Source organism: Ruegeria sp. BF7, assembly GCF_056538605.1.
In genome coordinates this window covers 129844-156045 of sequence record NZ_JBQFTM010000006.1, presented here as the reverse complement: position 1 = coordinate 156045, position 26202 = coordinate 129844, and the positions used below count along the sequence as shown (strand labels likewise).

Sequence of the window (26202 nt, the reverse complement as noted above, 5' to 3'; positions counted from 1 at the left end):
AGCACTAGGCTTCAAGCCCCTAAGCTAGGCAGTTGTAACACAAGCTGTTGGCGTGTCTGCGTGTCTTCAGCCTCAGAGGCCCAACCGACCTCCAAAGGCAGAAATCTCAGCGATCAACAAATTCGCTAGACCTCAGAAATTGCGCTCGCAGTCCGAAGCTGACATTCCCAACTGAGCTTGGCAATACCAGCCCGTGAACAAAGCAGCCGTACACCCATTGCTAGGGTGTAAGTTGGGTGAGATAGGCGATTATGGCGATCCGAGCTGATCGATCAGGTTGATTGCCACGAGTCATGTCGGTTCCGGGAACGATGTTGAATGGATCGGCCAGAAAAACGTTCAATTCATCGGGTGTCCAGTATCCAGTCTGGGTCTGCATCTCATCAGAATAAGGAAAGCCCTCGACTGATGCTTTGGCCCTCCCGACAACGCCGACAAGGTTGGGGCCAGGATGCTGACCCGCGCCAACTTCACCAGGCGTCATGCCATGACATCCGCCGCACTCGAAAGCCAACAGACGGCCTTCCTCAAGATCGGCCGCTTCAATTTCGCCCGGTTTCAGAGTGTCTACCGCTACTGGGCCTGCGCCCATCTCCCTCAAAAACGTGACCATCTCGGTTCGACCCTTCGTCCCCGCAAACTGAATTGGAGGCCACCCAAAACGATCCTGCGCGTTAATGTCGGCGCCGTTTTCTAACAACATGCGGGCGGCTTCGATTGACCCGCGCTCGGCCGCCTGGTGGAGCGCCATAGACTTATATTCACCTCCGCGAAGGTTTGGATCAGCACCGGCTGCTAACAGTGCCGCGACAATTTCGGTGTGGTTATTGCGGGCGGCGACCCCCAACGCAGTGCCCATATCCGTCTCAGAATCTGGTTCAGCGCCCACTGACAAAAGGTGGTTAACCACCTCCGCTTGCCCACGCTGGGACGCAAAGTAAAGAGGCTTCACTAACGTTTCCGGGTCTTGTTGCGAACCTTCGGGAAGAGCTTCTTTCAGGGCTGGCATGTCGCCTGAGATAGCGAAGGAAACCAAATCCTGAGCCGAAGCTGCGCCGGGTAAGAATGCAACCAAAAAAAGCAAGTGAAATCGCCAGAACAATCGCAATTGCATCGTCGCCTCCTCCCTTAAGAGACTCTGATTGCAGAAGTGTAACACGTAGAGCGTACTGCGCCAAAACTAGGGTGAGCCAGCAGACAACGCGGGCCTTGAGCAACGGTATACAACTCTGTTGGCGATTAATTGCGCTCGGACGAATGTAATTTACGGGCTCAGTGTTGCCGTTCTCAACAGTGATCATAATTGGCTGGTGGCAGCCCTAAGCGGAGCTTCTTTTTTGAGAATTAGTGCAGAGATCGAGGGAACTAGCAATGATCAAGAGTTGCGGCGGTGCTGTTTTCCTAGGTTAGTTGTTGTGGCACTGTTGTCACACAGTCCATTGGTATCGGGAGGTAGATATGTCCCTACTGAATTACTTAAATCGGTTCACAAACGTAGTCATTGCAAGTCTTTGCATCTGTGCGACCGCAAGCAATGCATGCACCGGAATTTCTCTAAAGGGCGCAGACGGCACGCTCGTTTTTGCACGAACGATGGAGTGGGGCACATTTGACCTCGGTGCCGAGTTTGTCGTTATTCCACGGGGCATTGAACTAAGCGCGACCAAAATGACTGACGGGCGGGATGGTATTAAATGGAACGCGAGATTTGGCGCAGCCGGCACTTCGGGAATGGGCCAACTCATCATGGGCGACATCATGAACGAGAGAGGGCTAACGGTCGGCACGTTTTACTTGCCTGGATATACGGAGTACCAAGAGTACATTCCGGAAGACGCCTCGAAGTCCATGTCTTCCACGGATGTTGCACTTTACCTTGCGACCCAATTCTCCTCGATAGATGAAATTCGAACCGGATTGCCGGATGTGCGGGTCGTACCTGTCGTCGACCCGATGATCGGCATCGTGCCACCTGTGCATTATATGGTGACCGAGCCCGGAGGCGACGCAGTTGTTATCCAATACATAGAAGGCGAACTGACGATATTTGATGCCCCTCTGGGCGTCGTTACAAATGCGCCTAACTATGACTGGCACATTGCTAACCTCAACAACTACCTAAACCTTTCGGCGATAGCACTCCCCTCGATTGAACTGGAGGGCGTCAAGTTCGCACCTTTGGGGGCTGGGAGCGGAATGATCGGTTTGCCGGGCGACTTTACACCTCCGTCTCGCTTCGTACGCGCTGTCGCTTTCACCCAGACAGCCCGCCCGACTGAAGGAGGGTTTGATACTGTCCGCGAAGCCTTTCGCATATTGGACAACTTCAATGTACCGACATCCGCTGCGGAGGGTTCATCGGCAACCGACGCTCTGGAGACTCTGATCTATAGCGCAACGCAGTGGACGATAGCTTCTGACCTTACGAACATGAGAATGTACTACCACACGGCTTGGAACCGAGACGTGCGAATGATTGATCTGAAAAAGATCGATTTTGAAGACAGTTCGGCAGGTATCCGACGTGTTCCGCTGGATGCTTCCCGCGAACCATCAGTTACAGAAGTGGATGCCTTTGCCAGGTGAGCAATCGAGAAGGCCATGCAGCGGTCATTCTAGTGTTTTGGTCAGATGACCGCGGCCAGCCCAAAGCGGACATTCACAACAAGACTTTGCGATTCCGGCTTTTGGGACTGAAGCTTCCTCTTTAGACAACAACATTGATTGTCGCTTCAAGGCCAGTCGCACCCTGCGCAAATTCCATAGACACTGCATTGGCCTCTGCCTCGGACATACGGTTAAACAACCCATCGCGGGAATTGTTCGGATGGCCTTTGATGTAAAACTGCGTTGTCAACAGCTCGCGATTTCCATCAAACACCTTTACATGAATATGTGGTGTGCGCCCTGGGTAGATCGTGGGCTTAATTGTGCGAAACACGTAGTTCCCGCCGTTGTCAGTTACGTTATGGCCAAAGCCTTGGAAGGCCTGATCAAAGCCAAAACTGCGACGGTCGCGCGGGTGCATATAGTTACCGTCCATGTCGCATTGCCAGATTTCGATGCGATGCCTGGCAAGGGGTTGTCCGTCGGTGTCAGTCAGCGTCCCACGCAGTGTAAAGACTTCGCCACCGGCTTCTTCAACACGCCCTCTGATCTTAACGAGGTCATTATCTATGTCAGGTGTTCGCATGGCCGGCGTCGGATAATATGGCCCTTCTGCGGCACCTGGTGTAAGCACAGCCGCAGTGGCTTTTGCACCTAAGGAACTGATGCCCATTAGCCCTGCAATACCGCTGAGAAGGTTACGGCGGGACTTATCATTCGGCTTCATAGCGTGTCCTTTCCTCTGCGGGATGCCCTACTCATCAAAAATTACATACCATGCTGCGCACGTCACGTCGAAGCCTGACTAGCGGGCCTTCGCGTGCTTGCGTTCAATGCCCGCTCGCAGGCAAAAACGGAAGTTGCGATAGTTGCCTTGCAAGGAATACGGCGACACTTGAAATGCTAAGCCTCTGATATTGATCTGCCGAATTAGCGACGGGTTGCTCTTTTTTGATGAGTTCAATTGGACAGAGCCATGGTTATGCGCTCAACCAAAGCCCGTTGCACGACGGCAAACCTTGGTGTTTGCGCGATTTCCTCCAATGTCACCACCCAAAGAGGAACCACCAGATCTGGACTTGTGCCTTTTGACTTATGAAGACGGGGGTCAGCATCACCAATGAACTCAGGCAAAAACGTCTTGCCCACTCCGGACGCAGCCATCTGCTGAAGCACCAAAAAACTGTCTGCTCCGTTGGTCGTTTGTTCAGCATCCACGTTTTCTTCTAGCCATCTGGCAGGGAGAGAGCGGCTCAACGCGCCATCAAGCCTCAACCATTTTTGATTTGGGGAACCATCATCGTAAACCCCGAACGACAATACGCCTGATCTTTCTCCGACCAAGCCGTCTTCAAGTTTTATCGATGGGCGCACAGCAATATCCGCAGTCAGCCGGGATAGATCATGGTGACTGTTGCTACTAAACAGAGTCAGCTCCAAACTTGGGTACTCTTTGGAGATTTCATTCACAATCTGAGGCAAAACCATCTGACAAAGACTATCAGTGGACGTGATACGCACATGACCTGCTGGAGAGCGGTTCGCCCCCACAATTGCCCTCTCTACTGACAGCACCGCATCTTCCACATTTTCCATAGCCGAGAGAATTGTTCTGGCTTCGGGGAGAACGGAATATCCTGACGGGCTTTTATGAAAAATCACGCAGCCATTGCGCTCTTCGAATGCGGCCACCCTGCGCAGGACTGTAGCGTGCGTTACGCCCGTGGCCGTCGCCGCCGCGTTCAACGAACCGTATTTGCTTACGGCTAGTGCGTACCGAATATCATCCCAGTTTTGGTTGTTCATAAATTAACAAGAAAAGGCAAATAACAAACAATTACAATAATATTCGTTCAAGTTAAAATTAAGCATATTCAACAGTGAGAGGCATCATGATGAAGAAATTCTCGTTCGTCGCGGCTGGCCTATTGTCTGCAGCAGTTATTGGCGCAGCCATTGCCCATGAAAGCGAAAATCCGGCTGTGAAAGCTCGGACCTCAATCATGCAGCTCTATGCCTTCAATCTTGGTACGCTTGGCGGTATGGCTAAGGGAGAGATCGACTATGATGCCGAGGCTGCAACAAAGGCCGCGAATAACCTTGTTGTTCTTACGCAGATCGACCAATCCGCGATGTGGCCTCCGGGATCGGATAATGTGTCCGATCCCTCGACACGTGCTTTGCCCGCAATCTGGGAAAACTTCCTTGACGTTGGTGCAAAGGGGCAGGCCTTGGCTGACGCTGCTGTTGCGATGCAGGCCGCAGCTGGACAAGATGTTGATGCCCTGAAAGCAGCGATGGGCGATCTGGGTGGAAGCTGTTCGGCATGTCACAAAGCGTACAGAGCGCCGAAAGACTAATTGGTAGATAGCTGTGAAGCGGTTTTTCCTTTTCACCGCTTTCGCTGCTCTTTTGGTTGGGTTGGCTGGATTGTTGCTGACCCGACCGCAAAGAGTGGATCAGGTTCGTCTCGAAGGCATTACTCCCGATCTCGCCAGAGGTGAAGTCGTTTTCTACGCAGCGGGATGTGCCTCTTGCCACGCAGCGCCGGAAACGGTTGGCGAAGAAAAGCTCATGCTCTCTGGAGGTCGCCGGTTTGAGACGGTGTTCGGCACGTTCATTGCCCCCAACATTTCCAGTGACCCGGACGCTGGTATTGGGTCCTGGTCTGCCCTGGATCTTGCCAATGCTCTGATACATGGAACCGGACCCGAAGGGCAGCACTATTTTCCAGCCTTCCCATATTCATCTTACGCCCACATGTCGGCCGAGGACGTTGTTTCGCTCCATGCGTTCCTCGGCACTCTTCCAGCGTCACCAGACCAAAGCGCAGCCCATGAAGTTGGCTTTCCCTTCAACGTTCGACGCGGCTTGGGTGGATGGAAGCTTTTGTTCATGTCGCCCGGCTGGGTGATCGAAGGTGATCTGACCGACCAACAAAGACATGGACGGTATTTGGTGGAGGCCCTTGGCCACTGCGCTGAATGCCATACGCCGCGCAACGGCTTAGGGGGTCTGAAACGCGATATCTGGCTTACAGGTGCTCCAAATCCAAACGGTAAAGGTCGCATTCCCGGCCTGACCTCAGACCAGCTTGATTGGTCCGAGGCTGACATTGCCGAGTACCTAAAATCCGGTTTCACACCGGATTATGACAGTGCAGGTGGTGAGATGGTAGATGTTATCGAGAACACATCCCGCCTCACGGATGAGGACCGTTTGGCGATTGCTGCCTATCTCAAAACTGTACCTGCGTTATCGACAGGGCTGCCATCGGAGTAACAGTCGTTTGGCGCCATGCAGCGAAAACCAAATGCTGTCGCCGGTCGCAAATAGGAAGCCGTAAGGCCTATTTCCTTTTTACCAAACAACTGTTTTACGTTTTGAACACCGGAACTTTGCAATCGCCCGAGTGTCTGTTCATAACTGATTGAAGGTCGTGGCCAAATGACACAAAAAATCGCTCTTTGGTCTATTCCAATATCCATTGCGGTACTGACCCTGAAACTGCTGGCTTGGTGGCTGACAGGCTCGGTGGCATTGTTGTCAGACGCGATGGAATCAACCGTGAATGTCGTTGCGGCGCTGCTGGCGTATTTCGCAATTCGGGTTGCAAACAAGCCCCCTGATGAAAACCACCCCTTTGGTCACAAAAAAGCTGAGTATCTTTCTGCTGTCGTCGAGGGCGTACTCATTGTGCTGGCGGCGTTCTTGATCATCAGAGAAGCTGTGCTGGCTCTCCCAAACCCGCATCTTGAGGATGCGCCACTTCTTGGAATCGCCGTCAATGTCATTGCAACGGGCGTGAATGGCGCATGGGCCTACCTATTGCTCAAAATCGGCAGGCGCGAGGGTTCGCCTGCATTGGAGGCAAGCTCCAGGCACATTTTCACAGATGTCATGACTTCAGTTGGTGTCGTCGCGGGACTGATACTTGCACTTGTCACTGGCTGGCTAATCCTCGACCCGATCCTGGCAATTCTTGTTGCACTGAACATCTTGTGGGAGGGATGGAAAGTTATTCGGGCATCCGTCGATGGCCTGATGGATGTGAGCCTTTCGGACCATGACTTGCAGGCTATTTCTAAAGCAATCGAAGCAAACCTCGGCGCAGCATTAGAATACCACGACCTCAAAGGGCGTAGATCCGCAAATGTCATTTTCGTGGAGTTTCATCTTGTTGTGGACGGCGCAATGCCAGTCAGCGCCGCGCACGATATATGCAATGACATCGAGGAAGAATTGGAGCGTTTGTATCCGGGTTCCGTCTTTGTCATTCACCTCGAACCTGATGACGAGTTGAAGGGTGTCGGGGTTAACTCCCAATAAATTTGTCAATTAGCACTGCAAAAACACTATCGGTTTGACTGATCTGGCTAAGACGTTCGGCTTGAAATTCGTCAGACCAAAGCCCGATGTGGGAAAGCCGGACCAATAGTAACCTGTCTCCAACGTCGCGAAGCGTGACGATCAGAATTGGAGGCGAAAATGAAAATTCAAAGAAAGCTGGGTCAACTTTTTAGTACCGCGGCGTTGGCTTCGTTGATTGCGGCCACGCCTTATGTGCCAGCGTTTGATGCTGATGGTCGCCTACATTTTGAACCGTCATATGCCTTTGCCAAAAGCGGCAAGGGGAAGGACGGGGATGGTCGTGACGATGATCGGGATGATGATCGAGACGACGACCGGGATGATAACTCGGGGTCTGGCAATAGCGGCCGTGGTGGCGACCGCGATGATGATAGAGACGATGATGGCGACGACGACAGAGATGATGACCGTGACGACAATTCGGGGTCAGGAAAAAGTGGTCGCGACGACGATGATGATGATGATGACTCCAAACGCTCCAATAGAGGCAGCGGAAAGAAGGATCGGTCTCAAGCAGGGGGCAAACCGTCGGGTTCGGCCGGGATAACGAAGGTCGAAACAAACGCTAACGGCATTGAAGTGCGTTACGCGGACGGAACCAAGGAGGAGATCGAAAACGGGCGGTATGAGAGAAAGAATGCTCAGAACCGAACTGTTGAGGAACGCCCCGCGACCGGTGCTGACGTCTCTAGGCTTCGGTCTTTGGCGAATGGTATCTCAATCGACAACGTGCGTACTTCTGGGCAAGGCGGCACTGCTGGAAGTCGACCCACGAAAATCGAACGCCAGGGCAATAATATCGAAGTGAACTATGCCAATGGGTGGAAAGAGGAGATCGAGTTTGGGCGCTACGAGTTGAAAGACCCGTACAACCGGACAGTCGTTGAGAGAAACGCAACGGCCTCTGATCGCCGGAGGTTACAATCGGTTGCCAACTGAACAACAACTCCAGTCAATAATCCGTTGGCGGCTTCTTTTGGTGAGGGGCCGCCATCTCCGTCAAAAAGACTGCGGTTAACCTCCTTTATTCCAAACATCATGGGCAATGAGCGCGGCCTCTACCCGATTTCGCGCGTGGAGCTTGGACAGTATTGCCGTCATGTAGTGCTTCACGGTCTTTTCCTGAAGGTCTAACTCGTCAGCTATTTCACGATTACTCAGACCTTTGGCCACACGTCGAAGTATTTCTTCCTCACGATGCGTAAGGTCATCGAGAAGGCTGCCGTTCTTAGAGATGCCGCTGTCAGTGTTGATTTGAAGTAGTACACGCGACGCCAAGCCCGGAGAAACGAACCCTTCACCTGCGGCGATGCTGCGTAAGGAAGCGGTTAGTTCGCTCGCGGATACTCCCTTCACAATGTACCCAATCGCTCCCGCCTCCAAGGCGTCCGCGACATCGCTGCTGTTCTCAGAGACCGTCAAGATTGCAATGAAGGGCGGGTTTGCCATTGCCGCAATTTTTTGTGTCGCGCTTATCCCGCCACCGGGCATCGACAGGTCAAGAATGACTATGTCTGGCTGATGCGTGCCGACCAGCGATACTGCCTCTTCAGCGCTGGACCCAGCAGCTAAAACTTCAAAACCATCAGCTTCATCCAACGTGCGTTGCAATCCATCCCTGAAAATTGGATGATCATCCGCTATAATTACAGATGTTGTCATGATGCACTCATCTTTCTGAATAACAGTGTCATAGCAATGGTGGTGCCTTCGCCCAGTCTCGATGCGACTTCGAACCTGCCACCAATACTCTCGACCCGATCTCGCAAGCCCATAAGCCCCTGGCCACCATCGTCTCGCAACGCGGTTTCTTCTGACCTGTCAAATCCAGGTCCGTCGTCTTTGACCTTTATGACTATGCGGTCGTTCTGCACCTCAGAGATAACTGTGCACTTGGAAGCTGGGGCATATCTCGCGGCGTTGGAAAGCGTTTCCTGGAGGAACCGAAACACACATAGTTTGTCGGACAATGACAGCTCTGGAGTTCGGCTGCCCTGAAACGAAATATCGGGTCGCAACGGGCTGTGTTCCGAGTGATCTTCTACGGCTCTCTTCACAACATCGACGAGTGACAGGCTGTCGATATCTGGTGCGGACAGTCCTCGCGATATAGCACGAATTTCAGCCAGTGACTTTTGCAGAGACTGCTGAATTTCCTCTGCCTCCTTGGGCTGTTCGGAACCTTTGGAAAACGCCGCCTCCAGTCTAAGGGCGGCGAGCGACAGGTATTGCGCAGGACCATCATGTAGCTCGGCACCAAGATTCTTGAGGAACCGATCTGTTTGCGTGGCATATCTTTCCGACGCCTCGACAACACGCGACCGCAGCTGGACATTCTGCTCAGCCATCCTCTCACTTTCTTTCAGGCGCTGTTTAAGAAGCGTCCCCTGTCGTCGAATTGTTTTGTCGCCAATTGCGACAATGGAATACAGAACAATAGTACTTGCAAGAAATGCGGAACCGACGACCAACCAACTTGTTCGCCTGGCCTTGGCTATGTCTAGCTCCAACTGATCAGCTCTTTCGTAGAACTCCGCAACTGCGATGATTTCACCGGACCAGAGTTCGCGGATAGGGCTGTAAACTTCAAGTAATGGTATCCCCAATGCCGCCTCGGCGGCGCTCTCGGCGTGATCAAGCTCTTCGAAAGAGCCGGAGATATCGCCGCTCCACGCCCGCCTTAAGTCATCCGTTGGATTGAAACGGTTTCCAATGATGTCTGTATCCGAGGCATGCGCAATCACACCGCCTTGCTTCCAGAATTTGTAGGAGACAATACGGTCACGCATTGGCTGAGTCATGAAAATCTCGTCCAGCGCCAGACTCGCCTGCTCAGAAAGGCGGTCGCCATGTGCCAATTCTTGGCTGAGCGGGGATACTACGCTTTCCATATACAGCGCTGCGGAGTTTGCGGAGTTTTGCACGACAGCGTTCTGGATTCGATTTGACACCCAGACCCCAACGATTGCGGTAGCAGTACCCATCACGAAAATACTGGCCGCAAGAAACACTCGCGACAACGACCAATTGCCAATCGTCAGGTCAGTTACTTTCGCTCTCATCGTGAAATCGACTATGAACTACAATCTGCTATCGCACCACAGACCTTGGTCTGACGTGACCTGGCCTGAACTCGGAAACTGTGCATCTAACCTGTTGCCAAGCTTAAGCGACTTCCTTCTTTTTCGTTTGAGGCTGTGTCGGTCGACGAACGCAACCAGCGTTGAAAATGGACGAACCAAACACCCAACACCTGGTGCGCCATTGATGGCTGATTGTTAGAATTCTTTCTCAGTGTGCTCAAATTCGTTGCGAGAGACACTTCGCCTAGCTTTGCAAAGTCAGCTTTCTGCGCATCACAGACCTTAGTGTGCCGAAAAGCATTTTGTATTATGGGCTCAAGGCTGCCACTGATCTAGATTTCACGACTGGCCGTTGTTCGGGTGCAGCGGGTGGTTGGTCCACGAAGTCGCAAACGCTCCATAATTGTTGTTTTTGTAAACCGTACTCCAATCGCGGAAGCCCGAGCTGGAATCATGTCCGGACTTGCGAATATCTCTGACAACAAGGTCCGAGTTCTTGAAGATGAAGCCCCACATCTCGACATCCCGGCTAAGGATGTGACCGGCTGGATCAAGGGGCACACACGCCGCGGCAGCGTTTGGTATCTGGTTCGAAAGATCGCCGAGTTGGCATTTCGGGAGATTGAAGCAACATCTGACAATGAGCAGACTGTTTCACCAGATGACACCCTGCAAAACGAACAATGAGGAGTATCGGAGCTGGTCTCCCTTCATTCCCATCTTTGCAAACTACTTCCATGAAAGGACGAGGATGTTTGCAGAATTAGAGCTCTCCTGAAGAAGCGCTCACACACCCGAGAACTGGCTTTCCCAAGGCGATGAAGTATTCCGCAAAGTTAGCCAATTGCCCGAAATTTTCAGATACAGAGGGAATGGGAATGTCAGAAGAAGGGCCCAATGAAACTACCGAAGAATTCGAGAAACACTGCGAGGTAGACGCCATCACGGTGGCCTTTCTTCTCGTCAAAGCAGCTCAGTTCGTCTCAGAGGATGGGCTAACGCGAAATTCATGAGCGCTGATGAGTGGCACAAACTCGCGCCAAAGCAGGTCTAGACAAGGCCAGCGTTGCCGTTTTCTGAAATGTGCGCGATAGGCCGCTAGCAGCACAAAGCAGACCAACAAATTCGACCTTAAACACGCCCGCGAGCGCGGATGCGGGACGGTGGACCCCAATCACTTGAATATTTGATTTTTTGCATGTCTTTTCGTACACTGCTGCTTCAGTTTTTTTGTCTGGGGGGCTGTCATGAGAACTCATTTTGAACTCACGGTTTTGTTGCATGCTACAACCGCCTTAGCGCTTTCATTGGGAACGCAAGCAGTTGGCTTTGAGGGCGAAGTACCTCCAGATACTGTGGTCCCTGCACAGACCTACTCTCCGTTTGTTGGCCGATCTTATCCTGATCAGGTTTTCTTTGGCGATCTTCACTTCCACACTGAAATCTCATTCGACGCAGGGCTTGTTGGGACCTCTTTGAACATCCACGACGCCTTCCGCGTGGCCCGAGGTGAAAGGATAACCTCAAACACCGGGCAGCCAGTACAACTCGTTAGGCCGCTCGATTTCCTCGCGATTACTGAACACGCAGAAATGCTGGGGCTTGCGACCGCCGTTCGTGCAGCTGACCCTCGGCTTTTGGCTGATGAGTGGGGTCGCCTGACCTATGAAAGGTTCAATTCCGGGCAGGAAGGTCGGATGGAGGCTTTTGCTGATATCATCGAAATCGCATCAATCGAAGGGCGAGACCCGACCGCTGGGTTGGATTTGGATGGCGACCTCTGGCAACAAATCGTGGAAACAGTCGACGAATACTACGAACCCGGTGTGTTCACATCGTTGGCTGGATACGAGTGGACATCAACTCCGCGAGGTAACAATCTCCACCGAGTGGTGGTCTTCGGAGACGGTGCCGATAAGACCAGTCGCACCCGCCCATTTACCTATTTTGAAAGCGAAGATCCCGAACCCCTGTGGGATTATCTGGCTGCCTATGAAGAAGTGACGGGCGGAAGCGCAGTGTCCGTTCCACATAACGGAAATATATCCAACGGAATAATGTTCGCACCCACTAAGTTTGACGGCACACCAATGGATGCAGAATACGCCGCCAAACGCGTTCGTTGGGAGCCGATGCACGAGGTCACCCAGATCAAGGGGGATGAAGAAACGCACCCCTTCTTATCACCTGAGGACGAGTTTGCAGATTTCGAAACCTGGGACGTAGCAAACATCTCGGGCACCGTCGCAAAGACCCCCGAAATGCTGCGCTACGAATATGGACGCTCTGCTTTGAAGGTCGGTCTTGAGGTTCAGCGGGAGACAGGCGTAAACCCGTTCAAGTTCGGATTCTACGGGACCACAGACACGCACACCGCACTTCCGACCACGCGGGAAGACAATTACTTCGGAAAGTACCAACACACGGAGCCCTCGGCGAACCGCCACAACTTCGACGTAATCCCGGCCGAAGACCCGGCATTGCGTATCCTTACGGCGCAAGAGTCGGCTGCGGGCCTTACTGCTGTTTGGGCACGCGAAAATACTCGCGAAGAAGTCCACGGCGCTATCAAGCGCAAGGAGGCCTACGCTACGACAGGGCCCAGAATGCGAGTTCGTGTCTTTGGGGGCTGGGATTTTGATGCCGATGATCTCTATGCTTCGGACTTTGTTTCTAACGGATACCAGAATGGCGTACCCATGGGCGGAGACCTGAAGAACGCGCCTGATGGGGTTTCTCCCAGCTTCTTGATCCGTGCGTTACGCGACCCGGATGGAGCAAACCTCGACCGTGTTCAAATCATCAAAGGCTGGATCGACGAGAATGGCGAGACCCATGAACGAATTTTTGACGTAGCGGTTTCGGGTGACCGAGAGATCGGAGTGGATGGCCGCGCACGCGAACCGGTAGGCTCGACGGTGGACGTTGAAAACGCTACATACAGCAACTCAATCGGTTCCGTGGGACTCGCCGGCTATTGGCAAGACCCAGATTTTGACCCGAACAACAACGCGTTTTACTATGTGAGAGTGATCGAAATTCCAAAGCCGCGATGGACGACCATAGACGCAGCTTTCTACGATATCCCGCTGCCCGAGGCGGTTCCCGCAGAAGTCCAAGACCGTGCTTACACATCGCCGATTTGGTTCAGCGCCGAATAGTGAAACTAGTATTGCGACAAAGCAGGTCTTGATCAATTTCGGTTCCCACGGAACACTTTGGGAACCAACTCCAAAGGCTCGATAGCCTTCAAAGCGTGAGGACGCCTTCTGGCTCAGTTGGAGGACTAATCAAATGCCCGTTCTGGTGCTACCGTGTCTTCTCGCTGGTAATGTCGGCAATGGCCGCAATCGGCCGCACGCTATACTTTGCAAAGTCAGCTTACTGCCCATCACATACCTTCGCGAGTATCCGAGCAAAAAGGCCGCATGGAACCCAACGTTCCTTAGGGAGGCCCTTTGCGGGATTGAGCAACGCAAAGGACCATAACCGCTACGACTACGCAAAAAACTGATTGAACTCACCGCTAGGGCAGACAAACGCGCAGCGCAAAACTATGGGCAAACTACGCAAACTTATGGGGTGCGCGAAGTGTTATGCGCAAACCTACAATGGGTGTAGGTGCGCTCATAACGCTGCATTTCTGACATTGATTTCATTAAAGAAAATCTTGAAACTTTGCCCATAACTCTGCGCGGTATTTGCGCATAAATTTGCACGAATTCCCCACAAGTTTGCAGGCTACAGGGAACTCATCGAACAAACTGGCTCTCAGGCTTACCTGCAGTGCCTAAATGCAACTTACTCCCAATCGCCAGCAGACGAGCGCCACGTCTTGGTTTCCGCATCCCAAACACTGGCTGTGACGCAAGGGGTTGGGTTTATTCCGCCGCAATTGGATCCGTGGACGTCGGCAAGGACAATGCGTTGACGCCCAAAGTCAACGACCGTCCAGCCTTGGTTGAGCAAGGAGTGCGCCTCTTCGCTAACCCAAAAGTGCGACATACATCCGCCAGTTCCGCAATAAAGAGATGCGGCGCTCGAACACGCAAATCCAGACTCATTCAGAACCCAGTCGCGTTGTAGATCTCCGTCGAGATCGACCCTTTCAACCGCGCCCCAGTCTAAGTCAAACTGACCGTCGTTGAACGACGCACAGGCCTGTTCCGCCAGATAAACCTTCGCCTGCAAACCGGACGGAAGTTGCGAAACATCAACCGCGACAGCCGGTGAGGTCCACACTAGACCCGAAACCAGCACAATCCCGGAAACCAAACCTTTCAATTGACCCACTATTTGGGAAGCCGGTTGGAAAGCGGCATCAATTGCATTGATCATACCTGTAGTCCCCGTACTCCAGCCAGTTTGCCGAGCCTTCGCTAAAAATCAGAAACTCGGACCTGTCTTCCCCAAGCAGGGCGACGACAAATCCGGCCGGCGGCTCAGAGTTTCCGAAGTAACTGTAGGCCGTCATGGCTCTGATCGACTCGCCGTTGACCGTTACTCGCGCGTCCCACTCTCCCTCCGGGTTGTCCAAAATTACGGGTTCGATCACGCGTTTTATCGCTCCGCCACCACAATAGACGATTCCTTCGGGTGCTTCGTAGGAGACCCCCTGACCAGCATCTGAATCGCACGCGGAACGAAGGGACCGAATTGCCGCGCCGGAACCTTTTAAGTCAAAGATTCCATAGCTGACATCTTGATCAATCATCGAGAGATTGACCGCCGCATTGGCCGCAAGCTGGTCCAGTACAAAACCATAGTCCTGCTGACTATTGAAACTGACCTCGACGGGATAATTGTCGACGATCTGCAAGGCCGCGTTTTCCACGCCAACCTGAAATGCCCCAACCTCGGTGGTGCCGTTCTTCAAAAACCGAATAGACAGCCCCTGCTTGTCCATAATATCCTGGCTGTCCTCGTATCCAGCCGGAGCAAAGCGGATACGGTTACACTGAAGCTCCAGCGTCATGTTTCCGGTCTGAATAAATGCATTGGGATTCGGCCCGGAACTGAACGACCACTCCGCCGAAGCTGTGGTCGCCATTGCCATCATTAGCGTTCCAATGGAAATCGGCTTGAAACTCATTTTCTCTCTCCGTGGTGTTGCGGTTCGCACTGTCATTCAGCAGAGATTCCGGCTTGTTGCCTGAATAACCAGGTCAGGAAACAGGTTCGCCGTATTCGTTTGCGCCTTCTTCCGAAGGGCGCGTCAACCACCAGATCATCAGGATGGACAGAACCAATTGAAGAATTGAGACAACAACAATACCGGTCACGCCCAGGACTGCCGCGGGTCCTCGCAATGCATCGGGGTTTTCGGTCCCTTGCTCTAGTACCGAGAAGAACGCCACCCCACCCAGCATAACAAAAAGCGTTGTAATGCTGAGCGCCATCGGCAGCAGCAAGTACCAGCCAGGTCGTCCCGTATCATGCAGTCTCCGCCAACCGGCGGCCAGCATGGGTATCACAACGGCCAGTTGGAAAACAGAGGACAGAACCCGAGATCCCTGCCCTGTTTCGAGGTCGGTCCCGAATAGGATCGTATCCAGAACAGCTAAAGCAGCACTTACGAGAACCACAAACAAGAAGAACCACCAGTATTCTGAGCGTAAAGCCCGACCGGAGAACTGGAAGTACTTCGAGAAACACGTTTTAACTGCTTCACCAAATCCCATATTTCACTCCTTTCTTACTTTCTGTGCGGCCTCAAACGCTTCGCCGCTCAGGAGAACGCACTCGCCCTTATGGATGCTCCCACTTACCTTTTTGTTTGAAAGCAGAAGCCTATCGTCCGAGAGCGTAAAGAAGTTTGCGCGCGGAAAAAATGTTGATTTATGAAAAAATAGATTCAAACATGCGAATTCGACACAACTTTGTTTTACCTCAGTTGTTGTCGCTGCTGCTCGCTGTGCCGAGCCCTTCCGACTGCTGGAGTGAGTGCTGGCGGTCGGAAGGCATTTTACGATGATCTAGCTTGAGGGACGAGATGCCCAGACTTAACGTACCAGCCCTCCCTCCAGCGTTCGCCCTGGCTTTTTCTAGTGACGTCAATCGGATTTGGAGTCCTCGTACTCAACGCAATATCGTTCTGCCGACCAAGCCCCCCGCAGCATGTATTGGGAAAGGCAGTCACAGGATCGAGATATGTTCTGTTGGCTGCCCAGACGCGAGAGATTCAAACAAGCGCATCCAGTTTCAGTAAGTTCAACGGACCCAGAGGGAGAAGAAAATGATCAACAAGATGGTGATGATTGCGGGCGCAACTTGTTTCGCAATGCTTGCGGCCTGTGACGATACGAGTACATCCAGTGCGTCCGCCGAACTCACACCCGCTCAGCAGGCGTGTTTGCGAGATGTAGCCAACACAACGAACAATTCGCAAGTCGTGGTTCTCTCATCCGCATTTAGCGAAGCTGGAACACAAGTCACTGTCGGCGTTGGTGAGGATCGTGCTCCTTGGAATTGCATTGCTTACAGTGATGGCGCGACAGCTGGTATCGAGTTCCTGGGCGACGAAGGCGCATTGTGACCTGTTTGCAGCGCAGCTGAACACAGCTGCGCTGCACTGGCTCGCTCTTTGGAAAGCCCGACTTGGTTTGTAGAATAGCCACCATCGTGTTCGCTATCCTTTACCTGTTGGCGTTGGTTGCGTTCTTGACGGGTGCATTTGGTTGGTTGGGGCAAGAAAGTGACCCTTTGTCCGGGGTGTTTCTTTTGCCGTTAGGACTGCCTTGGATACTTGTAACGGACTTGATCTCGGAGTTGGCCAAACCGTGGTTCGCGGCGATTGCACCGGTTCTCAACCTGTTAGCATTGGTCTTGATTTGCAGATGGGCACGCGGTTTGCGCCAGTAGTGAAGGCTGAACTCTTTCTCACCAAAAGGGGGGAAAACATGGGAAAAGTTATCTTGGGTATCGTGATCGGGCTCGTCCTCGGCGCGGTTGGGGCGATGACCTTGGGTGGCGGGGCCGCAGTGGGTGTCGGCGTTGCGACAGGCTTGTCCGCCGGTGTCTGCACCACATTGAAAGGAGCACAAGCCGAGAACCTGATCACCGCCGAGCAAGCGGATCAGATCCTCAATCGCGTTAATTCCGAGATGGCATCACTGCAAGGAATTGAAACGACAGATGAGATCGTCGGCAGCGCACAGGCATGCGATGAATTTCTGTCAAAATTACGAGAAGCAAAGTGAGGTTCCGCTTTGTACGGAATAAAATTGTTAGAACAAGCCGACAGGGAACCATCCGATGAAACTCGTTTTATTCAAACTCCTCACACCCATGTTCGCAATCGCGGGCACCGCTGCTCTTGCAGTGTCAGAAGCCGACGACGCGTGCATCGACCATTTACGGCAGGTTGGTGGACCAGACGGTCAGTCAGGTACGATTGAAAGCTCTGAGTTCTCAGAGGCGGGTACGCTCGTGATGCTGCGTGATGCAGGTGGAACACTTTGGCGCTGCATCGCGTACAAGGATGGAAGCATTGGAGAGATGTCGGTTATCGAGGCGATGGATGATGGCGGTGGAGCCATGGCAGGTGCCGCCGGTTCTACTGGTAGCCAACGTGTCAAATTTGATTCTGGTTCTACTGGCGCAGAAATAGTCGGTGAACTCGCGCCTGGAGCATCCCAGCAATACGTTCTGGGTGCCAAAAACGAACAGTTCCTTTACGTTCGAGTTGCGCCGCGAAATGGCACTTTGGACTACGTTATTCGTAACCCCGATGGTTCTGAACTGTTAGGATTGATGTCGGCGGACAAGGAGTATCGCGGACAGCTTTGGCAATCCGGTGATCATGTTGTGGAGGTTATCAATCGCAGCAATTCTTCCGTCGACTACAACGTAATTTTCGGAATTGAATAGGTGATCGACCAGAAACCCTGAAACGTATTCCCAAAACAATCAGGAAAAGCAGATGAAGTCCAAGGTTCTATTGGTGATCGGCACGATGTGTATTACTGCGCTTGCAGCATGCGACGAGAGTGGCGGATCGGCGGATGCAAGCGCACCAACTGTGGGCAGCTCGCGCGATCTTTCGTCATTTGAAGGGGCAAGAGCGGGCCAAGCTGAAATGGGCATCCAGAGTCTCGGATTTGAACTCATCCGAAGCGAAGGGCTGACTTCATACTGGTTTAACAAGGATACTGGTGCATGTGCTCGGATCACGACATCTGAAGGAAGGTACTCGGATGTAGCGATGCTGCCATCAGGTGACTGCTGACACACATTCATCAATCCCAAATTTGCACAAAAGGAGTTCAAACTTGCATTTCGACCTGGCACATGCGGCGGTCATCGTTGTCGCCTTAATCATCACTAACTTGGCATTGAAATCGGCTGGCGTGATCAACGAAGAAAACAAGAACCAATGGAACTGGAAAGTAGTTCTGGCCTACTTCGTAGTCGTTGTTATCATCAATCTGGTCTGGCCAATTTGAGCTTCACGGCGGCAAACTATCCGCACACCTGACAGGGTTACCGTGAATTAGCCACTCTGCGGGACTACCGGCAGGAAAAGCCTGAGCATCACGGGCTGAAAACAGAAAGGAACACGCATGCGGTTTTTGACGTCCCTCATATTCATTGGTCTTCTGGCAACCGCGGCGAATTCTGACGTGACCAGTCGAAACGGTGGCCCAAGCAACAGTCAAATGCTCTCAAAGGGTAGCGACGGGGGTGTCGATGGCGTCGCGTTCTTTCGCCCAGTCTTGAGCGGAGTATTGTATCGATCCGGTTTCAAGGGCGGCGACAAGGACCGAACGGGCCTGAGTGAATGGCAACGCAAAACTCTGTGCGGTGAAGGGTTTTCAGCCGGATTTTATGCCGACTTCGGCAAAAACACTCAATACGGTCGCACCAGTTGCGGAAACGGATCCTTTGACTATCAAAGTGCCAGATCCTCCCGACCCGGTGCTGTCATGGCATCCATACACGAGGTGATTGAAAACCCTGGAAAGGGCCCTGTCCTGGTGCATTGCATGTGGGGCGTTCATTCCTCGGGTGCATTGTCGGCAATGGCGCTCGTTCAGTTTTGCGGTTGGACGGAAGAAAGGGCCAAGGAATATTGGAATGATGCCCGAAACGGAGCCCCATGTTCAGGCGGGTGCGACCAGTGGATCGACTCAAAATTCTCCAACTTTAGTGTCGACCCCACGTTGAAAATCTCCACCAAACAACAGGCAGCGATTTGCCCTAAATGATATCAGGAGGACTATTCAAATGAAGTTCAATCTTCTGGGGTCACTTGCTTTCATTGCACCCACTGCCTTGTGGGCGAGCGACGATGTTCTAGGTGAAGCTACGGCATTTGATAGTCCCAACGGCGTTGCTGAACGCTGTATTCGGATCGAAAAAGTTCCAATGGGCGAGTATAAGAAAAGCGATCTTGAGGAAGAAACAGCCTATTGCGAGATCGATTTCTATACCTCCGAAATTGCTATTTGCCCAAAAATCTGGAGCACCAGCCCAGGAATGGCCGTTTACGATATTTCGGAAGGACCCTACACCGGGAACCGTTCTGAATTCGAGAGAAACGCATGCAAAGAAGGGAAAGCAGCAAAAGATCTGGCCAAGGACAGGGTGGCTAAATTCAAGTCCACCATGAACCAAAAGGGCACCAGTGGAACGTTTTCCACCTCGTCGCTGCTTTACTATCATTTCTCCAGATATTTCGACGCGACTGTCAAAGTTCCAGTCGCCGTTTGGCGTAGCATGGACGCCCAGGCGCATTTTTCCGAGGTCGCAGAGCCTGGCCTTGCGATTTCTGGTGGCTCTCATGGCGGGCGCATGAACCACGAAGGCTGGCGGGTCTTCGCAGCTGCGGATGCCGACCCGAACTCATACCAACCGACCGATGATCTGTTCACCTCGGATCGAACACAAATATACGGTGTACTGCTTGATAGTCCTGGGCATCGATACGGCTCGGAAATCAACGGCACCCGCAAATCTGGTTGGGGGAAAGGTCAGAACCGCGATTTCCAGGAAACTCCTGCGTTCTTGGCTTTGCGTTCTTCTAAACCATTGCCAGAAGCAATTGCAGACGGCGTTGGAACAAGCCGAAAAGACCGGATGATCAACAAGGATCTCGGTCCCGATGTCAGTGATCAACAGATGGCATTTTGGATGCAAGAACTTACCGAGATTGTTCTCCTCGATTTCATCTTTAGCCAGCAGGACCGCGTAGGAAACATAGACTTCACACCCTATTGGTATTGGGTTGAAGACGGAAAGCTGAAGCACAAGAAAGCGAAGCACCATCAGTCAAACGATGGAGGTGTTCCTGCCGACGCTCTATTGATCCGTCGCACCAATCTAAACGACAACGATGCTGGTGGTCGGATCGAATATGCCAACTTCGCGAAATCTACTCAAATGCTCGAGAAGATGCGGCACTTCTCTCCAATCACTTACCGACGTTTGGTTGCGTTGAATAGTGACCTTCAAAAGCAAGGCCCGGTTTATGACTGGTTGTCGCGAAGCTTTGGGCTGTCAGATAGGCAGATTGCACAAGTTGTAAAAAATACCGCGCTGGCAATATCCATCCTCCAGAGCAATTGTTCAAATGGCGACTTGGTATTTGACCTGGATCCCGTCGCATTCTTTCTGAGAAACGACACCGAGGTAGAGGCTGTGGACTGTTATGACCCGTAGGTGTTCAGCCCTTATTGCGGTGTTCGTTTGCACCGGTCTGCTCGCCTGCAAAGCGGCGGCATTGGATGTAATCGTCATATCGGATCTAAACGGAAGCTATGGTTCGGTAAAATACGATGCCCGCGTCGACAAAGCGATTAATCGGATAATCGAGATAGATCCCGATTTGGTGATTTCGACCGGAGATATGGTAGCGGGACAGCGCATTCCCAACTTGTCCGACAAACAGGTCAGGGAGATGTGGAAGGCGTTTCACGAGGCCGTGTCAAATCCACTAGAGGCTGCCGGAATTCCATTTGCGGTCACGCCTGGAAACCATGATGCCTCTGCCTACCGCGGCTTCGAACGTGAAAGAAAAATTTATGCAGAGGAATGGACACCAAGAAAGCCAGACGTCGATTTCCTGGTTTCGGATGACTACCCGTTCTTCTACGCGTTTGAGATGCAGGGCATAACGTTTGCGTCTTTGGATGCTACGACCCTTGGGCCGCTATCCGGCGATCAGCAGGACCGACTTGAAGAACTGGGTGCAAGTGGAGACCCGATTGTCACTTTCAGTCACCTCCCACTTTGGCCCTTCGCGATCCAGCGCGAACGTGAAATCATCGGCGACCCAACACTTGAAAAAATCTACCTGGACAGCGGTGTCGTTCTGCATCTGTCAGGCCACCATCATGCCTTCTACCCGGGTTGGAAAGACGGGGTGGCTTATGTCTCTCAAGCTTGTTTGGGAGGCGGCCCGCGGCGGCTTATTGGCGATAGCGCCAGATCACCTCACAGCTTCACTCATGTTACGTTCCAGCCTAACGGAGAGTTTGGGATAGCGGTATATCAAGGACCTGATTTCGAAAGGTCGGTAAACTTCAAATCGCTCCCAAAAGAGATCAAATCCCCGAATGCGGTGTTGAAACGCTTAGACCTTGTGAAATGACTAGAGGTTGAGTTTCAGCTCGACTTTTTCTGGGACCAGATCGTTTATCATCTCTTCGATCCGGGCTTCTGAAAGCCCTCCCGAGGTGATGAAAAGCAATGAAACGCGAGATTTGCCCGGAACGTGGTGTTTTCTGACCAGCTTCCAGCCAGCGTCTGCTGCCATGGCTTCAATGGCGCCGCTGACGTTCAATGAGTGCTCTTCGTCTGAGGCTTTGAGCGAAATTTCCACGCCCTTGTTTCGTCCACCGAGCCAAATGAAACACCAACATACAACCGCCACCAGTGTGGCCATCAGGGGTAAGCCCAGCCCTACCGCAAGACCAAGAACAGTTACGACTATCATTTCGACTGTATCGACCGGATCATCGAGATTGGAACGGAACCTGAGCAACGCTCCGATTCCAAAAATGACAAAACCGATCATTGACCCGTGCTGAACCACCAGAAATCCAACCGCCATACCGATAAGCGCATAAAGGAAGAAAAGCCTTGGCATAACTATGTCGCCGACGCTTCTACGGGCTTTACGTCTCACCGGATGATAGACGATCATGCCAGCCAGAATGATCGTGACTACCACATCGAGAGTAAAGAAATATAGTTCCTGTTTGCCACGAAACTGGGTCCATCGGCGTTCAATGAGAATTTCCGATTCAGAAGCGCCGGCCAGCATCGTCGCTGGGTCGATTTGTGACACCGCAGCGCCTGGCAACAGCAGCATCAACAACACGGTCACAAACGGGAGAGTCGTATTCAACTTGTCTTCCTTCCTGCTCACGCCAAAGGCTTACGCTTCACCACAGGCATATCGTGCCCTATTCAATTCAATCGCAACAGGCGGGATCAGGTAAAGAGATTGCCGTGCATTCTTCGGACATCCCATCCGGACTGTGATACGAAAGTTGATACTGGGATGTGGTCCAAGTGCGGGAAAATCCAATGTCAGAACACAAGCTGCTTCGGTCGAAACTTGGGCTTTCACGGTGCTTCCCCAAGCTTGGAACACTGGCTTCTTTTGCAAGCGCTACTGTTACATTTCTGGCATGGATCGAGCTCGCCCAAGCTGAGAGTCCCGGTTTGACACTCATCGACTCCTTCAAGGTGGCGGATAAATCGGAAGGCTTCTCGGAGCCTTCCGGATTGTCTCTGTCCAACGCTGAAGGCTTCTTGTGGTCAGTAAGCGACGCTGAACCTAAACTGCACCTACTTGGAATCGACGGGACATTAGGAAACTCTTTCAAGCTGCCTTCATTGGCGGGATCAGATCTGGAGGGCGTCGCGTCACGAAAAGATGGGTCTGTTTTGGTGCTTCAGGAAACTGATCGATCAATTCTAGTCCTCCACCCGACCGACCCCATTCAACTGACAACAGTTCGACTTGCTGCCCTCAAGGGTTACTCGGCCGCTGCTGAAATGCTTGTCGGCAATCCATTGAACAAGGGACCTGAGGGCATCACCGTCGATCCGGACACCGGGCGAGTATTCGTGGTTATCGAAGGACAGCCGCGGCTGTTGTTGGTATTGTCACCAGAGCTAACTGAGATTGATGAAATCATCCCTTTGGATCGCGAATCTGGTTTTATGTCTGATCGCGTAAAAGACGATGAACTCGATGTAAGCGGTTTGGCTTGGTCTGCGTCCTCAGGTCTACTTTGGATTCTGAGTGACAAAGGGCGTCAAATCTTTTTGTACGATCCAGAGACGAGAACGGCAAAGACGATAGAGTTGGCTTATTTGAAAGATGGCAAACAAAAGGAAGTTAAACATCCCGAAGGAATCGCTCTCGATGAGCCCAATGGACTTCTCTACATCTTGACGGATGATGCCGGGAAATCGCGACTATATGTATTTAAAATCCCCGAATTTTGAGCGCTAGAAATGAAGCTCACACCGCCACGATAGCTTCCGCAAGTTGTTGCAGCTTGCTTACCGCTCATCTTAATTGGTCCGCCCTAATCAGAAACGAACGCTAAGGTTTGCCCCCAAGCCATGCTCTTGGCCGTTGGAGCGAACCGAATAGCCATATCCTGCCGTTAGTCTGGCCAGCTCAGATATTTGATAGCCCAGTCCTAACCCAAGAACGAAGCCGTTTGCTCCTCGGTTTTGTCCGACTTGCGTGAATGTTCCGAATAAAGGGCTCGTAACAGTGATTTCGTGCTCACTGTCCTTGTTGGCAAAGAAATCGTACTCGTAACGAGCAAAGGCGATTGGGGTTAGCAAACCATTCTCTGTCAAGAAGTCCCGTTGGTAGTCAACTCCAATGGAGGCGACCAGAGACTCTGCGTTCGCTTTTTCAATTGAGTAGTTGAAATCACCTCCGCCAGTCTCTGTGCCTGAACCTTGTTGAATACGCCCGTAGTTCAATCCAAAAACCGTAGATACCCTTGCACCGCTGTCCAGGTTAAACAGCTTCCGTGCCTGGATACCGGCGTGTATACCCTCTTGGTCCAAATCCGACTTTGCCTCGCCTCCTGTAAAACCATCAACAGAAGGGTTATTCCGTTTGGCGTCAGTTTCGCCGAACATGTAACCGATCAGCCCGGAAAACTCCCAAGTTCCTGTTGTTGTACGCCCATAGACGCCCACATGATAGCTGTCGGTCGAAAAGTCCTGATCGACTTGATCGTGTTCATCCATAGAGGATGTCCCAAAGCCTGCGTACACTCCGACCACACCTCTATCGGTACTTGCGACATCCGCTCCGACCAAAATAGTGCCGAGCGAATAGTCGAATGTCCCAAGGCCGTTGCTTCCGTCAACGTCCCCGCTCACATAGGCCGTGTCGATCCACCAGCGCCGATCAGAGCAGTCTATTGCGCCGCTAGGGCTCTGGGCCGTGTCGATCTCGCCTGATGCAACGGGTTGATCCTCATTGCTGAAGCCGACCGCTTGATACTTGCGGCAGTCAGCGTGGCTCAGCACGGTGTTGGTTATCAGGTCTAATTGCTCAAGGCCAATGGTCAGGTTGGAGGAGTAAGGTTCCGCGTGCACACGATTAAACCCAGCTAGGCCAGAATTGGTGAGAGTATTGACTGCTACACCTACAGTTGAGCCACTACTGAGTCCTGTCCCCGGTGACGTCGTTGTCGTGTTAGCAACCGCCCCGGCGAGGTTGCTGGCATTTGGCGAATTGGTGACTGCTGGATTTTGCGGTAAACTTGAGACCGGTTGAGCAGTGAATGCGATATCAATCTGACCATCTGTGGTCGGCGTGCTGGCTATAGTCAGATTGGACAACGCTGGAAGAGATCCTCCTGCAACGAGCGTCGGTGAGTCTCCATCAAATCTTGAAGCTCGAAAAACCGTGTAATTGTTGCCGGCAGCATAGTCTTGCGCAGTCAGGCCGGGCCGAGCAGCTTCGACTTGTATAGTCGCGCTGTTAATCCCTGTCACGGGCCCGCTGGATGACACCAAGTCAGCTTTCTGCCCGGCCGTCGGATCGACCTCACTTAAGAGCCTTGACCCAGCTTCAAAGGCGATTCCGCCACTATTGTTGAGCGTACCAATTGAAAAGCCCGGCGAAAGCACCCCTCCGTTCTTAACTGTGAAGTTGAATGCGTTCACGGTTCCCGTTCCAGCCAACGTGCCAAAGTTCTCAAAGTTTACGGTGTTCAAACTGCTTGCAGCATCAAACCGAACAGTCGTGCCTGCGGCTATCGTCATGTCACTGGTTGAAGAAATCGAACTATTCGTCAGTGTGAAATCAGAAGCCTCAGCAACCCGGGATTGGATATAGTACGCCCCGAAAACCACTTCGGTAGCTCCCATAACAGTCAAGTTGTCGTAGGTTAACGGTCGGTCTGACTGGAAGTAAACTTCAGTGGGGTCGATATTCGCGCCGTTGAACGGAACGAACGTCATTGATCTGCCGGAACCAATCGAAGTTCCAATGAGGTTCACTCTGAGCTTCCCGTTGATGTTTGTAGCCAAGGCCTCACGAGAAACAAAGTCTCCGCTACCTGCCGCAACATCAACGTTTAGGAGAGTTAAAACTGAAGCATTACTTGGAACGGTGTTTTGGCCCGGGACATACAACTCAATTTCACCAGAGGACGTAATTGAGGAGTTTCCAATTGTAAGTCCTGTAATGGGTCCGCTTGGAATCGGCAGACACGTGCGTTCCGTCGTTGAGATTGTTTGATTACCGCGAGTGCTTTCAGTTCCAGAAGCGTACTCAATTCGAGGAGAACCCAATTCTACGCAGGCCTGTGAGCTTTGGGCCTGCGCGCTGGCTGATAGTATCAAAAAAATTAAGATCGCTGAGGTTAAGCCCATCAAAGCCTTGCACCGTGAAATTCGACTTAGATTTACGGCCCTACGGATTGCCATCTGCCTTATCCTCGTTCGAAATACGTGAGTCAGATCCACCTTAATGCTCAATGAGAACAATTAAGTTTGTTTTGTTTTTGTGGGAAATTTTCTGTGGCAATTGAGCAATCCTAATGAGCAAGAAGGACTGCATCGGTCTCCGCGCAGCCGATCACCGTTTTTGCCTTGGTGACTGCATTGCGGATTTTGCGGCCGAAGATATTTCTAACGCTACTCGGCG

The 26202-nt window shown here is 52.2% G+C and carries 26 protein-coding genes; 16 read left to right on the top strand and 10 right to left on the bottom strand.

Features of this window, described 5'->3' with window-relative positions; all coding sequences use genetic code 11:
* Window positions 1–220: 220 nt before the first annotated feature.
* Window positions 221–1114 carry an ankyrin repeat domain-containing protein gene (locus ACR0IK_RS14520; RefSeq protein ID WP_480641985.1) on the bottom strand — a complete coding sequence of 298 codons (894 nt, stop codon included), beginning with the start codon at window positions 1112–1114 and terminating at the stop codon, window positions 221–223.
* Window positions 1115–1458: 344 nt separating this feature from the next.
* Between ACR0IK_RS14520 and ACR0IK_RS14515 the strand changes: the two genes are divergently transcribed.
* Window positions 1459–2586 (top strand): linear amide C-N hydrolase, encoded by a 1128-nt coding sequence (locus ACR0IK_RS14515; protein WP_480641984.1) that lies wholly within the window; start codon window positions 1459–1461, stop codon window positions 2584–2586.
* A 121-nt stretch (window positions 2587–2707) separates the two neighbouring features.
* Here the strand turns inward: ACR0IK_RS14515 and ACR0IK_RS14510 are convergent, their stop codons facing one another.
* Window positions 2708–3334, bottom strand: coding sequence for a dioxygenase family protein (locus tag ACR0IK_RS14510; protein WP_480641983.1), 627 nt, complete (start codon window positions 3332–3334; stop codon window positions 2708–2710).
* A 233-nt stretch (window positions 3335–3567) separates the two neighbouring features.
* The gene (locus ACR0IK_RS14505) at window positions 3568–4413 is read right to left on the bottom strand and encodes a LysR family transcriptional regulator (RefSeq protein WP_480641982.1); all 846 of its coding nucleotides are present in this window, start codon (window positions 4411–4413) and stop codon (window positions 3568–3570) included.
* A gap of 86 nt (window positions 4414–4499) precedes the next feature.
* Here ACR0IK_RS14505 and ACR0IK_RS14500 point away from each other — a divergent pair, with 86 nt between their 5' ends.
* The 4 genes from ACR0IK_RS14500 to ACR0IK_RS14485 all read left to right on the top strand — a co-directional run bounded on the left by ACR0IK_RS14500 (window position 4500) and on the right by ACR0IK_RS14485 (window position 7917).
* The gene (locus tag ACR0IK_RS14500; protein ID WP_480641981.1) at window positions 4500–4967 is read left to right on the top strand and encodes a c-type cytochrome; all 468 of its coding nucleotides are present in this window, start codon (window positions 4500–4502) and stop codon (window positions 4965–4967) included.
* A 13-nt stretch (window positions 4968–4980) separates the two neighbouring features.
* Window positions 4981–5889: a c-type cytochrome gene (locus ACR0IK_RS14495; protein ID WP_480641980.1), complete on the top strand. Its 909-nt coding sequence runs from the start codon at window positions 4981–4983 to the stop codon at window positions 5887–5889.
* A gap of 165 nt (window positions 5890–6054) precedes the next feature.
* Window positions 6055–6936 (top strand): cation diffusion facilitator family transporter, encoded by an 882-nt coding sequence (locus ACR0IK_RS14490; protein WP_480641979.1) that lies wholly within the window; start codon window positions 6055–6057, stop codon window positions 6934–6936.
* Between the two features lie 159 nt (window positions 6937–7095).
* Window positions 7096–7917 carry a hypothetical protein gene (locus ACR0IK_RS14485; RefSeq protein WP_480641978.1) on the top strand — a complete coding sequence of 274 codons (822 nt, stop codon included), beginning with the start codon at window positions 7096–7098 and terminating at the stop codon, window positions 7915–7917.
* A 75-nt stretch (window positions 7918–7992) separates the two neighbouring features.
* Here ACR0IK_RS14485 and ACR0IK_RS14480 read toward each other — a convergent pair whose 3' ends face one another.
* Complete coding sequence (locus ACR0IK_RS14480; protein ID WP_480594780.1) at window positions 7993–8640, bottom strand: response regulator; 648 nt, start codon at window positions 8638–8640, stop codon at window positions 7993–7995.
* Window positions 8637–10040 carry a sensor histidine kinase gene (locus ACR0IK_RS14475; RefSeq protein ID WP_480641977.1) on the bottom strand — a complete coding sequence of 468 codons (1404 nt, stop codon included), beginning with the start codon at window positions 10038–10040 and terminating at the stop codon, window positions 8637–8639. The genes ACR0IK_RS14480 and ACR0IK_RS14475 overlap by 4 nt, the downstream gene beginning before the upstream one ends.
* A gap of 474 nt (window positions 10041–10514) precedes the next feature.
* Here ACR0IK_RS14475 and ACR0IK_RS14470 point away from each other — a divergent pair, with 474 nt between their 5' ends.
* Together ACR0IK_RS14470 and ACR0IK_RS14465 are read left to right on the top strand one after the other, a co-directional pair.
* A complete protein-coding gene (locus ACR0IK_RS14470) occupies window positions 10515–10748 on the top strand; it encodes a hypothetical protein (protein ID WP_480641976.1) in 234 nt (77 codons plus the stop codon).
* A gap of 560 nt (window positions 10749–11308) precedes the next feature.
* The gene (locus ACR0IK_RS14465) at window positions 11309–13222 is read left to right on the top strand and encodes a DUF3604 domain-containing protein (RefSeq protein ID WP_480641975.1); all 1914 of its coding nucleotides are present in this window, start codon (window positions 11309–11311) and stop codon (window positions 13220–13222) included.
* Between the two features lie 640 nt (window positions 13223–13862).
* Here the strand turns inward: ACR0IK_RS14465 and ACR0IK_RS14460 are convergent.
* The 3 genes from ACR0IK_RS14460 to ACR0IK_RS14450 all read right to left on the bottom strand — a co-directional run bounded on the left by ACR0IK_RS14460 (window position 13863) and on the right by ACR0IK_RS14450 (window position 15742).
* Entirely contained in the window at window positions 13863–14399 is a 537-nt protein-coding gene (locus ACR0IK_RS14460; RefSeq protein ID WP_480641974.1) for a hypothetical protein, read from the bottom strand.
* Window positions 14383–15153, bottom strand: coding sequence for a hypothetical protein (locus tag ACR0IK_RS14455; RefSeq protein WP_480641973.1), 771 nt, complete (start codon window positions 15151–15153; stop codon window positions 14383–14385). The genes ACR0IK_RS14460 and ACR0IK_RS14455 overlap by 17 nt, the downstream gene beginning before the upstream one ends.
* 73 nt (window positions 15154–15226) lie before the next feature.
* Window positions 15227–15742: a DUF805 domain-containing protein gene (locus tag ACR0IK_RS14450; RefSeq protein ID WP_480641972.1), complete on the bottom strand. Its 516-nt coding sequence runs from the start codon at window positions 15740–15742 to the stop codon at window positions 15227–15229.
* Window positions 15743–16296: 554 nt separating this feature from the next.
* Between ACR0IK_RS14450 and ACR0IK_RS14445 the strand changes: the two genes are divergently transcribed.
* From ACR0IK_RS14445 to ACR0IK_RS14410, 8 genes are all read left to right on the top strand, one after another.
* Window positions 16297–16596, top strand: a complete 300-nt coding sequence (locus tag ACR0IK_RS14445; protein WP_480641971.1) for a hypothetical protein — start codon at window positions 16297–16299, stop codon at window positions 16594–16596.
* A gap of 244 nt (window positions 16597–16840) precedes the next feature.
* Window positions 16841–17260 carry a hypothetical protein gene (locus ACR0IK_RS14440; RefSeq protein ID WP_480641970.1) on the top strand — a complete coding sequence of 140 codons (420 nt, stop codon included), beginning with the start codon at window positions 16841–16843 and terminating at the stop codon, window positions 17258–17260.
* 55 nt (window positions 17261–17315) lie between these two features.
* Window positions 17316–17930, top strand: a complete 615-nt coding sequence (locus tag ACR0IK_RS14435) for a hypothetical protein (RefSeq protein WP_480641969.1) — start codon at window positions 17316–17318, stop codon at window positions 17928–17930.
* 52 nt (window positions 17931–17982) lie between these two features.
* Window positions 17983–18288, top strand: coding sequence for a hypothetical protein (locus tag ACR0IK_RS14430; protein ID WP_480641968.1), 306 nt, complete (start codon window positions 17983–17985; stop codon window positions 18286–18288).
* A 43-nt stretch (window positions 18289–18331) separates the two neighbouring features.
* A complete protein-coding gene (locus tag ACR0IK_RS14425; protein WP_480641967.1) occupies window positions 18332–18505 on the top strand; it encodes a hypothetical protein in 174 nt (57 codons plus the stop codon).
* A 117-nt stretch (window positions 18506–18622) separates the two neighbouring features.
* Window positions 18623–19267: a protein-tyrosine phosphatase family protein gene (locus tag ACR0IK_RS14420; RefSeq protein ID WP_480641966.1), complete on the top strand. Its 645-nt coding sequence runs from the start codon at window positions 18623–18625 to the stop codon at window positions 19265–19267.
* Window positions 19268–19286: 19 nt separating this feature from the next.
* Window positions 19287–20720, top strand: coding sequence for a hypothetical protein (locus tag ACR0IK_RS14415; protein WP_480641965.1), 1434 nt, complete (start codon window positions 19287–19289; stop codon window positions 20718–20720).
* Between the two features lie 61 nt (window positions 20721–20781).
* A complete protein-coding gene (locus ACR0IK_RS14410; RefSeq protein ID WP_480641964.1) occupies window positions 20782–21651 on the top strand; it encodes a metallophosphoesterase family protein in 870 nt (289 codons plus the stop codon).
* On the opposite strand, the gene ACR0IK_RS14405 is transcribed toward ACR0IK_RS14410, so the two are convergent.
* Window positions 21652–22410 carry a DUF4956 domain-containing protein gene (locus ACR0IK_RS14405; protein ID WP_480641963.1) on the bottom strand — a complete coding sequence of 253 codons (759 nt, stop codon included), beginning with the start codon at window positions 22408–22410 and terminating at the stop codon, window positions 21652–21654.
* Between the two features lie 182 nt (window positions 22411–22592).
* Here ACR0IK_RS14405 and ACR0IK_RS14400 point away from each other — a divergent pair, with 182 nt between their 5' ends.
* On the top strand, window positions 22593–23522 hold the full coding sequence (locus ACR0IK_RS14400; protein WP_480641962.1) for an SdiA-regulated domain-containing protein: 930 nt from the start codon (window positions 22593–22595) through the stop codon (window positions 23520–23522).
* Window positions 23523–23609: 87 nt separating this feature from the next.
* On the opposite strand, the gene ACR0IK_RS14395 is transcribed toward ACR0IK_RS14400, so the two are convergent.
* Window positions 23610–25553, bottom strand: a complete 1944-nt coding sequence (locus tag ACR0IK_RS14395; protein ID WP_480641961.1) for an autotransporter domain-containing protein — start codon at window positions 25551–25553, stop codon at window positions 23610–23612.
* Window positions 25554–26202: the final 649 nt, after the last annotated feature.

What these genes read in the sequence shown, in the direction of transcription:
- ACR0IK_RS14455 (WP_480641973.1), bottom strand. Translation starts at nt 15,153, where the DNA reads ATGAGTTTCAAGCCGATTTCCATTGGAACGCTAATGATGGCAATGGCG.
- ACR0IK_RS14510 (WP_480641983.1), bottom strand. Translation starts at nt 3,334, where the DNA reads ATGAAGCCGAATGATAAGTCCCGCCGTAACCTTCTCAGCGGTATTGCA.
- ACR0IK_RS14520 (WP_480641985.1), bottom strand. Translation starts at nt 1,114, where the DNA reads ATGCAATTGCGATTGTTCTGGCGATTTCACTTGCTTTTTTTGGTTGCA.
- ACR0IK_RS14430 (WP_480641968.1), top strand. Translation starts at nt 17,983, where the DNA reads ATGAAGTCCAAGGTTCTATTGGTGATCGGCACGATGTGTATTACTGCG.
- ACR0IK_RS14500 (WP_480641981.1), top strand. Translation starts at nt 4,500, where the DNA reads ATGATGAAGAAATTCTCGTTCGTCGCGGCTGGCCTATTGTCTGCAGCA.
- ACR0IK_RS14480 (WP_480594780.1), bottom strand. Translation starts at nt 8,640, where the DNA reads ATGACAACATCTGTAATTATAGCGGATGATCATCCAATTTTCAGGGAT.
- ACR0IK_RS14400 (WP_480641962.1), top strand. Translation starts at nt 22,593, where the DNA reads ATGTCAGAACACAAGCTGCTTCGGTCGAAACTTGGGCTTTCACGGTGC.
- ACR0IK_RS14450 (WP_480641972.1), bottom strand. Translation starts at nt 15,742, where the DNA reads ATGGGATTTGGTGAAGCAGTTAAAACGTGTTTCTCGAAGTACTTCCAG.
- ACR0IK_RS14415 (WP_480641965.1), top strand. Translation starts at nt 19,287, where the DNA reads ATGAAGTTCAATCTTCTGGGGTCACTTGCTTTCATTGCACCCACTGCC.
- ACR0IK_RS14420 (WP_480641966.1), top strand. Translation starts at nt 18,623, where the DNA reads ATGCGGTTTTTGACGTCCCTCATATTCATTGGTCTTCTGGCAACCGCG.
- ACR0IK_RS14515 (WP_480641984.1), top strand. Translation starts at nt 1,459, where the DNA reads ATGTCCCTACTGAATTACTTAAATCGGTTCACAAACGTAGTCATTGCA.
- ACR0IK_RS14490 (WP_480641979.1), top strand. Translation starts at nt 6,055, where the DNA reads ATGACACAAAAAATCGCTCTTTGGTCTATTCCAATATCCATTGCGGTA.
- ACR0IK_RS14445 (WP_480641971.1), top strand. Translation starts at nt 16,297, where the DNA reads ATGATCAACAAGATGGTGATGATTGCGGGCGCAACTTGTTTCGCAATG.
- ACR0IK_RS14465 (WP_480641975.1), top strand. Translation starts at nt 11,309, where the DNA reads ATGAGAACTCATTTTGAACTCACGGTTTTGTTGCATGCTACAACCGCC.
- ACR0IK_RS14435 (WP_480641969.1), top strand. Translation starts at nt 17,316, where the DNA reads ATGAAACTCGTTTTATTCAAACTCCTCACACCCATGTTCGCAATCGCG.
- ACR0IK_RS14460 (WP_480641974.1), bottom strand. Translation starts at nt 14,399, where the DNA reads ATGATCAATGCAATTGATGCCGCTTTCCAACCGGCTTCCCAAATAGTG.
- ACR0IK_RS14475 (WP_480641977.1), bottom strand. Translation starts at nt 10,040, where the DNA reads ATGAGAGCGAAAGTAACTGACCTGACGATTGGCAATTGGTCGTTGTCG.
- ACR0IK_RS14505 (WP_480641982.1), bottom strand. Translation starts at nt 4,413, where the DNA reads ATGAACAACCAAAACTGGGATGATATTCGGTACGCACTAGCCGTAAGC.
- ACR0IK_RS14470 (WP_480641976.1), top strand. Translation starts at nt 10,515, where the DNA reads ATGTCCGGACTTGCGAATATCTCTGACAACAAGGTCCGAGTTCTTGAA.
- ACR0IK_RS14485 (WP_480641978.1), top strand. Translation starts at nt 7,096, where the DNA reads ATGAAAATTCAAAGAAAGCTGGGTCAACTTTTTAGTACCGCGGCGTTG.